5 protein-coding genes and 1 pseudogene are annotated in these 10,576 nt (G+C 44.9%); 1 reads left to right on the top strand and 5 read right to left on the bottom strand.

What is annotated here, in order from left to right:
* A pseudogene (locus AC06MN_RS02150) lies at positions 1–268 on the top strand (IS1380 family transposase); the annotation flags it as partial.
* A gap of 203 nt (positions 269–471) precedes the next feature.
* On the opposite strand, the gene AC06MN_RS02145 reads toward AC06MN_RS02150, so the two are convergent.
* The 5 genes from AC06MN_RS02145 to AC06MN_RS02125 form a co-directional block, all read right to left on the bottom strand.
* Complete coding sequence (locus AC06MN_RS02145; protein ID WP_475670706.1) at positions 472–3,015, bottom strand: peptide-N-glycosidase F-related protein; 2,544 nt, start codon at positions 3,013–3,015, stop codon at positions 472–474.
* 42 nt (positions 3,016–3,057) lie between these two features.
* Positions 3,058–3,933, bottom strand: a complete 876-nt coding sequence (locus AC06MN_RS02140; protein WP_475670705.1) for a Dam family site-specific DNA-(adenine-N6)-methyltransferase — start codon at positions 3,931–3,933, stop codon at positions 3,058–3,060.
* A gap of 293 nt (positions 3,934–4,226) precedes the next feature.
* A complete protein-coding gene (locus AC06MN_RS02135; RefSeq protein WP_475670704.1) occupies positions 4,227–6,515 on the bottom strand; it encodes a S46 family peptidase in 2,289 nt (762 codons plus the stop codon).
* A 316-nt stretch (positions 6,516–6,831) separates the two neighbouring features.
* Positions 6,832–7,599 carry a hypothetical protein gene (locus AC06MN_RS02130; protein ID WP_475670703.1) on the bottom strand — a complete coding sequence of 256 codons (768 nt, stop codon included), beginning with the start codon at positions 7,597–7,599 and terminating at the stop codon, positions 6,832–6,834.
* Between the two features lie 510 nt (positions 7,600–8,109).
* A complete protein-coding gene (locus AC06MN_RS02125) occupies positions 8,110–10,416 on the bottom strand; it encodes an agmatine deiminase family protein (protein WP_475670702.1) in 2,307 nt (768 codons plus the stop codon).
* Between the last annotated feature and the right edge of the window lie 160 nt (positions 10,417–10,576).

The raw sequence follows: 10,576 nt of genomic DNA, 5'->3' as shown, positions 1-10,576 counted from the left end.
CAGCAGTATCATCGGATACAAATTCAGCGAGATAGTCCGTTCTCTGATGAGCGTGTACTTCTGTGGCGGCTCATGCGTGGAGGATGTAACATCACATCTGATGCGTCATCTGTCGTATCATCCGACCTTGCGTACATGCAGCTCTGATACCATCCTCAGAGCCATCAAGGAACTGACACAGGAAAACATCTCATATACTTCCGATACGAGAAAGACCTATGATTTCAATACGGCAGACAAACTCAACACTTTGCTTATAAACGCTTTGGAATCCTTTCTTGGCGGTTAAAATCTGCGTATTGCCTCAAGTCGCATTGTGGGGTAAGGGGAAGGTGTGCCCAAATCGGACAAAATCCACGTCATCGCCAGCATGATTGGCCTTTCCCGGCACTTTCTTACCCGAGTGGTTCCTTTGGAGGATTACTTGCGGATTTGAGGATCACGAAAAAATCTTAGAAATCCAAAAACTTATCATTCAATCACCACTTTCTGTGTCACCACGCTGCCGCCAAGCATCTTCACGGTGTAAATGCCTGCTGGCAAACGACTGACATCAATGGTGCGCTGGCCTTCGACAGTGAAATACATCACCTCCTGACCTTGCATGTTCAGCACCAAAACGCTGACAGCGCCTTTGTCGTAATCCGTCTTGATGGTCAGCAAGTTCTTGGCAGGATTCGGATATAGGCTTGCCGTGAATGAGGACTCCGTCTCAATCGGATTGACGCTCAGCACCATTTCCTCGTCATTGCTGAAAGTAATGACCTTGCCCGCCACGCGCAAAACCGGATTATCGGGTGCTGCGCAATCAGTGCAGGTCTGGCCATCAATGCAATCCGGGTGATTCGGATGGCAGTAGTCGAGATAAGTCGGGTCGAACTGATAGAAAAGTTCGGCACTGCCGGCGGAAATGTAATCTGTCAAGTCGAAATCCCAGACCATGCCAATGGAACCTGGGCACCAGCCGCTGCGATTGTAGGTCCAAGTGCCGTTTTGAGGCGAACAGCCTGCCGGATTCGGGTTACAAGTTCTCCAAAGATGTTGGTCGTATTTGCTTTCGCCGTTGATTAAAATATGGTGCGTGGCTTCGTAAAATTCAGCTGCATTGCCTGTGTTGTAAGTGCCGTTCTGACCACTGCTCCAGTTGTGTCCCGTAGTCGTCATTTTCAGTTTTGCGGCCTGGGCCTTATCACTGAATTGATAGTTGACCACTGGAACAGGCTGCTGGTTGGCATAATCGCCAAAACCGTACATATCGAACCAGATTTCATCAACATCGGCATAGAGATATTCAGGCGTGCCTTTGGTGAAAGTGAAAGTCAGGACAGGATTGTAGCCCGACCCGCTCCACGATTCGAAATAATATTCAAACTCAACCAAACCTTGCAGCAAGGAAGTGTAGTCGCTGACATTCACTTCATCCTCGCACTGAACGCCAAATGGAGAAATATAGCGGAACAATTCAACCCATTCGCCACGGTAGTTTCTGATTTTCACTCCACCTACCCTATCGTAAGCATCACAGTTGCCATTCACGCAATTATGGTTATAATGCGCCACAATGTCATTGAAAGCTCCCACATGTGAAGGCATTGCATATTCGCCTCTCACGCTCTGGATGGAAGGCGTACAAATCATGTCGCCATTCATCGTTACGACATTCAAAGTGTTATCAATCTGATTGGTGATTTCAAAGGAATTGGTGAAAGTCGTGGTCTTATCGCCCGATTGTGTTACGCTGACCGTCATGTTGTAAGTGCCGAATGCGCTTGGTGTCCAGACATTGTAATAATAGCCATTGTCCGGATTATCGGGATAATCGGTGTGCAAGGCAATTTGCTGACCGTCAATTGAGCAAGTAATATCCGTGAACTTGATGACTTCGGGATGTTCAATGTATGCCGAAACCACAAGCATCACTGGATGAAGAGCATCCATATAGACTTTCGTGCCATCGAAAGGACGGCGGATTTTCACTTCAGGTTCGTAGGCATACGGGTCGACGACTTCAAAAGTCTTGACGACATCAGGAGCAGGAAGCCACTGGTCGTTGCCAGCTTGCGAAGCCTTGAGTTTCACGATGCCCGTTTCGCCAGTCAAAGTCAGCACATTGCCGCTGATAGTGGCCGGACCTTCCATCATTTCGAAACTGACTGGCAGATTTGATGAAGCTGTAGCCGTCAAAGTAATCGGATTGTTGAAAATCAGCTGATTAGGAATGTCGGCCATATCAATGAGTTGTGCATTGCCATCGGGTTGCTGACGGACAAGAATATTATCGAAAGCACCCGTTCCGCCTTGTGAATGGAAATAAACGCCATCCCAAACCTGATAGTCCGACATATTGCCTGAACCCGGCGTAAGGTGCATGTTGACATTGGTGGCAGCCGCCTGCTGAATCCATTCGCCATCGCAGTTTGGCATCACGAAAACCGTGACAGAACCTTCGCCATCGAAAGCGCCGAAATCGAACGACATTTTGTAACGCGCCCAGCCGCCTTCATCATAATCGAAAGCAATGGAAGTGCCGTTAGGCAGATTCAAAGTGGAATGATTTTCAGCACCTTCCTGCTTGATGCGGATATACACGCCGCCATCGCTTTCGGTCATGCCGGGAAGAATGTTGCCGTCGCCATCGCCATCGAAACCGACACCAAAGAAACAGCCCCACCAGTTGCGTTGCACATCGATTTCAAAATCCATGATGCCGCCATTCTGGAAAGAGAAATTGAAATCCGGACTTGCCTTTCGGGTAGCGGTACGACCCACGCCCGGACCGCCGTAAGGATACCAAACGCCAATGCTTTCATCTGGTGTAATGCCACCATCGGCAGTGTAATCAACATCGAAATCCTGTGATGAACCAGCAGTCTGATAATGCGTCGACCAGCCGTCCTGACCATTCAAACACTGCGTGCCCGTCTGCAAGCTGTTGAAATCGTAAATGTATTCCACTTGAGCCGAAAGTGAAAAAGTGAATAATACACTAAGAATGAGAATTGCTAATTTTTTCATAAGGCAGATATTTATTTCATTAATAATCAATAAAATCAGTTATTAGTTTGTTGAAGATTCCTTCATAAGTCCTTTACTGATATACAAAGCTTCGTATGTGATTTCTTTCTTTCCCAATAATATTGATTGACTGGAAAAACCAGCTTTCAGCATCACTTTCTTGCATCCCAATTCCATAGGCAAATCTTCGCCATATTCCTTTTCACCACATTTTCCATCATAACTGATGATGAAATCGACCCCTTTGCTGTTAAGTTCCTCTACCGATTGCGAAAACTCATCAAAAGACACACCTGCCACATAGCGGCAATCACGCACATTCGACACCCCTTGATAGGGCGGATCCATATAAACAACATCACCTTTCTTTGTCATTTTCAGAATTTCACGGTAATCCAACGAATAGAATTCCGTTTTGCCATACAATAATGATGAAACGGCGTGGACATTTCGTGATAAAGTGTCAGGATTTGTTCCAAAACGCCTTTTATCGGGCGACTGGTTGAAATTGCCGTTTCTGCCATATCTGACAGAGCCTTTGGCACATCTTGCCAATAAATACAGCATGTTTTCCGGTGTTTGGTAACCTTCGTTGAAACAATCCCTGACATAATTGTAATGGGCAAGACTTCCACCTTCAAATGAAAATTGGCCTTTCCAAAGTGCTTCATAATCAGCAAGTAATTCATCGGGCGCTTCTATGGATTTTTTCAATATATTCACCAAAGGAGTGTTGATGTCATTAATAAGGAAACGGTTTGCATATCTTTTTTGAGCTACTGCTATGCTGACTGCTGCCATTCCGCAGAAAGGTTCCACAAGTCTATCAAACTTCTGGGGCATATACATCAGGATTTGCGGTGCCAAAACACGTTTCGACCCTTGATATTGCACTATATGTGGAGCTGTTGTAGACATAAAACCAAAATTCGTCAACTGCAAAAATAAGATATATTCTTTTATTTTGCTTCTACGATTGAATTTTATCGAATATTAATAATAATTTTTGGCGCAATCTGCCATTTCCAGACTTTGACTATGCGTCACCCAAGTCACCCAAAAACTTTTCTTAATCACTGTGTATTAAATCGTTACAAAAAAACTAAGAAAAGTTGTCAAAGTCAGAAAAAGAGGGTGACATTCATTTTTGTCACCCTCATAAATCATTTATGTTAATCGTTTTTAGACGTTGCGTGCAACGTTTCTACGGATTAGATATTTTCTTCCACGCGGATTGGCTGAGGCTCGGCCTTGTGGATGTCGAGTTCGTCAATCAGGTTGGTGGCGCCTGCGTACTTGTCGATGATGAAGAGCACGTAGCGGATGTCAACGTTGATGGTGCGCTGGAGTTTTGGCTCGAAGTTCACGTCGCCGCTCATGGCTTCCCAGTTGCCGTCGAAGGCAAGGCCGAGGAGTTCGCCCTTGGCGTTCATGATCGGGCTGCCTGAGTTACCGCCGGTGATGTCGTTGGTCGAAAGGAAGCAAACGATGAGTTCGCCGTTGTCGTCAGCGTAAACGCCGAAGTCTTTCTTTTCGATGAGGTCGATGAGGCCCTTTGGAGCATCAAATTCGTAGTCGCCTGGAACATACTTTTGGAGGATACCGTTAGCGGTGCAGACATAGTCGTAGTGGACTGCATCGGCTGGCTGATAGTCCTGAACCGAACCGTAGCTCATTCTCATGGTTGAGTTGGCATCCGGATAAAGGCTCTTTTCAGGCTGTGTGGCAGCGTAATATTCGCGCAGACCTTTGACGAAGATGTGGTCGTTTTCGGAAACGGTGTTCATGGCATTGCGGTAAGCAGGAACGTTTTCCATAAGCTTTTTCATCATTGAGGATGACATGATGTAAGCGTAATCCTCACCAATCTTTTTGGCTTTAAGATTAGCGATGAAAGCTTTAACACTTTCTGGTGTAGCGAAAAGAGAATTAGCATAGACTTCTTCAGTGAATGCATCGATGTCGCCGTTGAATTTCTTGTCGATGATGTTGTAGATTTCAGGCAGTTCGTTGGCCTTGAAAGCGTTCTTGTAGACTTTCAGCATTTCGCAGAAGGTCTTCTTTTCGACTTGTGGATTTGTTTCGGCAAACAATTCATCAACATTCATCTGTTTAATTTGTTCCAAAGCCATTTCTTGAATCATTTTTGCATTGCTCAAAGAGTCGGCATATAAAGCTTTTTGATCCTTTTTGGCTTTTTTCAATGCTTTTGTATATTTTTCAACATCATTAGTTGCATCGTAATAAGTGCTGAATTGTGCAGCAATGCCGGCAGCACCAATGTTGGCGATGAAGTTTGGATAATAGACATACTTGGCAACATCGCCGAGGGTTTCGTAAGCGTTCTTCAGGTTGGTGAGGGCTTTGCCGTATTCAGCCTGACGCTTAGCATCGGCATAAACCCATGACTGATAGTCCTTTTCCATAGCGACCTTGGTTTCTTCGACCTTGTTCTTGCGGAGCATTTTGCACTGGCCGATGAAGTTCTTCCAAGTGTTGGCCAAGCCAGCGTGGTTGTCGGCATACATCAGGTTGATTTCGTCGTCAGCCTTCATGTATTCTTCCATCACTTCGAGCTGCTTGCCGAAGATGTCGATAATCAGAGGATAGAAGGTTTCAACGTTGTAGTTGATGCCGTAGGATGACATGTAACGTTCGGTTGAACCTGGGAAACCCCAAATCATGGTGAAGTCGTCTTTCTGGACACCATCCAAGCTGATTGGAAGATGATGTTTTGGAGTCAACGGAACATTGTCCTTTGAATAGGCAGCAGGATTGCCGTCCTTGTCGGCATAGACGCGGAAAATGGAGAAATCGCCAGTGTGACGAGGCCACATCCAGTTGTCGGTGTCGCCGCCGAACTTACCGATGGATGAATTGGCAACGCCAACCAAACGGACATCGGTATAGACCTGATAAACAAACATATAGTACTCGTTGCCTTCAAAGAAACCTTTGACGACAGGATTGTACTTGCCGTTTTCAGAAGCAGCGGCTTCGAGTTCCTTTGCCTTGGCATTGATGGCCTGGTTGCGTGCGATGAAGTCCATGTCGTCGGTGACAACGCTCAAAACGGCTTCGGTGACATCTTCCATGCGGATGAGGAAAGAAGCGGTCATGTCGGCAGCAGGAAGTTCTTCGGAATAGTTCTTTGCCCAGAAACCGTCTTTCAGATAGTCGTGTTCGACTGAGCTGAGCTTCTGGATTGAACCGTAACCGCAGTGGTGGTTGGTGAACAGCAGGCCGTGTTCGGAAACGATTTCGCCCGTGCAGAAGAAACCGCGTGGCTTGGCATCGTCGCCGAGGCCAACGATAGCGTCTTTCAAGCTGCTGTGGTTGATGCTGTACAGTTCTTCAGGTGTCAGCTGCAGACCCATTTTCTGCATATCGACGTAATTCAAACGCTCCACGAACATTGGGAGCCACATGCCTTCATCGGCATACACTCTGCCAACTGAAACGAGAATGGCAAGTGCAATGATTCCTAATACTTTTTTCATGAAATTGGATTTAAAGATTTGATATTTAATAATTTAAAGATTTGACTTTTGGACATTTAGACAATTAGACATTTGGATTTTTAGACGGCGAGGTCGCGAGACTTTGAGGTTTTTCGGGATTCCTCGCTCATTGAGCCAGTCGAAATGAGTTGGTAATTTGTACAGTTTTCATTTAAAGATTTAAGATTCAACAATTTAAAGATTCTTTTCCAAGAATGGAAATTGCAAAAATAAGAAAAATAGGGCAACGCCCTATTTTTCTGTTGAATTTCATGGAATTTTCCCATGTAGAGACGTTGCACGCAATGTCTCCAAATTATTTCTGAATGGCAGATTCCAACACCGTGAAGATACCGTCTGAACCTAAAATGAATTTCACCCAGCCCAATTTGTCGTTGCCGTTGTCCGTGTATTTAAAACCGATATATCTGACTTCATCTTGCGGAAAATAGTCACATTCCTTGTATGATTCCAAATGCCTGAATGCAAAAACAGTGTCTCCGACAAAATTAGCGTCCCCCCATTCGTAATTACGGTTCCTTAACCTGACATTCATAGTGAAGTAGGAGTCTGTCAAGTCGATGGATTCTCCTTCGCTCTTGTCGTAAAGGTTCAGCTGTTCGTGAGTTTCAACTATGCTGTCAGAATCTGTAATTGGCTGACAACTAAATTTATATAACGATTCAACAACATAAAGACCATCTCCAGCAATATATTCGCTTACCGATTCATTGTAATAAATGTTATAATCATAAAGTTCGCCCGACAAGGCAACATGATCATTTGTACACAACACTGTTGATATGATATCGCGTCCAATACCAGGCGACCCAACATCTTCCCAACGGAAACAGAGGTCTTCCACCTGGTCATTATCAATATCAATGGAATAATGCCAGTAATAATTATTCGGAGCAGAATTATACTGAACATCATTTTCGGAAAAATGAAAAACCTGGATGTCAATTGTGTCACCGAAAACTATGGTTGTCTTTGGTTCGTCCGGCTTAGGATCTTTTTTGCATGATGCGATAATGAATAATCCCATGAGTCCAAGTGTAACGATTCCTAATGCTTTTTTCATCTGATGATTATAATTTAAAGATTTAAAATTCAATGATTTAAAGATTGATTTACAAGAATGGATTTTGCAAAAATAAGAAAATTAGGGCAACACCTTATTTTTCTGTTGATTTTCATGGAAATTTCGGTTAACCGATAAACTTCAAAGTGGCTTAAGTCCAATTTATCAGTGTGCATTATGTTTGGCTTTATCAGATTCCCGTCGAGACGGGAAAGGAGTGCTTAGGGATTTGTAAAAAGGCGGCGGCGACCTGACTTCAACTAAACGCAAACATCAATTGCCGCCGCTTGTCCGACTCAACCATGCACTCCATTCCCTTGAGCTTGCGAAAGGGAATCTTTTGCATATAGTCTCTAAAATGTCAAAATAATCATTTTTCGGGCGTAAACGCGCGGAAACTGCTTTTTTTTGATAGTTTCCGCGCGTTTACGCCCGAAAATCGGCGATTTTTTACAAATCAATCCATGTAGAGACGTTGCACGCAACGTCTCCACACGGATGTCCGAAGAATCATTTCCGGACCGCAAATTTCACAGTCCGCTGTCCAATGCAGATGAAATACATTCCGTCATCCAATCGCGAAACATCAATGGTCTGGTTGTCGGTAATGTTGCCTGTCATAACGGTTTGCCCGAGCATATTGCTGATGCTGAATGTGCTGGCATTGCCTTGGTTTTCAATGTATAAGATTCCATTAGATGGATTCGGGTAAATGCTGATTTCGTCCTTGATTTCCGAAACATTCAGCAGGTTTTCATTCACCGAAACATAGAATTGCAGTTCGCCGTCAGTCGATTGAACGGTGACTGTAGTGTTTGCATAACCTTTGAGCACCAGCATGGCTCTAATGTTTATGCTAAAATATTCATTGCTGGTCAATGTGTATGGAAGTTCATGTTCAGGCTCAATGGCCAAAATCGGAGCTTCGCCTGCTGCAACATCTTCTTCGATGGAATTGATCACAATGCTTTCATGCGTGCCAAAATTACGGTTTTGCAGAACAGCCTGCGCACCATTTTCATCTTCAATATACACGCCTGGAGAACCAAACAGCACTAATCCTAAATCCCAAATGGTTTTCTGCATCATGGCCGTTATTGTTCTAACTCCAAGAGAGGTAACAACCTTAATTTCACCAATGAAATAAACATCATCTTTTCCGGGAGGGAAGAGTGCATCGAAAACGACATTGAAGGTCACGGATTGACCGGCCTGTAAGGTGTACGGAATTTCAGGATTGCCATAATCGCCTATCAGATGATAGTCTTGGTCGTAGAGAATATCCGAAATGGTGATGGCGTTTGCAGTTTCGTTTTTCAAAGTAAAGGACTGTGTATCAGTGAATGAATTGAACCACAGCGTGTCAGGCGTAATGACAAGTTCGCCTGCCGGTTCGTGTGCTTCCATCGTGAAATGGTGTGGGTCTAACTCACCGAAAACCGGCTGCTGGTAGCGGTGTCCTGATTCATCGGCGCCAAAAACGTAATAATCGATTTCCGAACTACCCTGATAACCAGTGATGTATCCGACGTATTCGTCAGGATTGCCGGTTGGAGTCATGTGGGCAGTATGATAGGCACCGCCGTCGATGCTGTAATAAACCAGCAAAGAGTCTGCTTTGAGGGCTTCGCCGCTGTAAGCGATGAACTTGCTGACTACTGGGATGGATTCCTGCCATTCCTGTTCGCCGAAAATCACATTGCGGTGGTCGACGAAAAGCATGTCGAAATCCATCACGCCACGGGTGCGGCAGTGCAGTGCATCGGTGTTTTCCCAGCCAATGCTGTAATTGTTGTTTTCAACGCCAACGATTTCATAGCCCGGCATGGCTTCCTGATAAACGGCCAAAGCATTGGTGTTGTAAGTCGGGTTGGTGCCCAATGGAACATAAACCGAATGGTTCAGAATCAGGCTGTTGGTGTAAGGTGCCAAGGTGTAGCCGCCTGGTTCATCAACGCGGTACACTTTGTAAGGATAGCCCCAGCAGCAGTTGGTGGTCTCGAAATATTCGGCCACTTCTTCATAATACTGGTAACGCGGATTGCTTTGTGGCAAACGGGCAATCAAAATCTTGTCGGGAGCCAGATATTTGCCCCAGCAGTCGACGTGTGCGATGTAGTCGCCTTGCGGGTCGATGGTGATGTGATAAGGGTCGATGCCCAGATAGTCGCGCATCTTTTCGCGGACATTGGCTTCGTTGTAGCCGTTTTCCTGAACGACCAATTCGTCGCTGACGCCGTGGCCACGGCCATCTTCCATCATGTTGCCGCCGGTGTGTTCAAGGTTCATGCCGTACATCGGGATGTTCCAGAAATTGGCAAAAACACCTGAAATATTGTCGTCGTTTGGACGCGGACGGTTATAGACATTATCAACGATGGCAGGTTCGCGGTCTTCGAAAATATACCACGGACCATAGTCGCGGACCCAATAGGAATCAGTCGGCGCATTGACAAAAGTCACGTTATTCATGTTCACGCCTGCATTTTGGAAAGTATTTTGAGCACCGCTTTGATATGAACTTGACACCACGCAATAAACATGGCAGTTGTTAGCCAACTGAACCACAAGGCTTTCCGGAATACCGAGTGGATAACGGATCAACACGCCTTGCATAGGTTCAAATTCGGCCACGAAACGTGGTGTGCCGGTCGGCGGGTCGGTCTGAACGAAATTGACACCACGAGTGGTGTTGTGCATTTCTTCTTCGGAGAGATAGTGCCATCTCTTCCAGTCAGGTTTCTTTTTCTGAGCAAATGAACTGACTGATGCTGTCATCAAGGCCAGTAAGGTAAAGATTGATAGAAAACGTTTCATTTTGAATGAATATTTAAACGGCAAAAATAGTAAAAATATGCGTCAACGCAAATTGGCACAAATGATTCAGAGGATTAGTTTTGATAAAAATTAATTATTTGAAAACCAAATTGATGAATAATTATTGGTGATTTGTGTACCATCAAGACAAGTTGATTTT

The sequence above is a fragment of the Candidatus Limimorpha sp. genome (assembly GCF_056203535.1).
The sequence above is the reverse complement of the archived record's forward strand: the minus strand, read 5'-3'. Positions and strand labels throughout refer to the sequence as shown.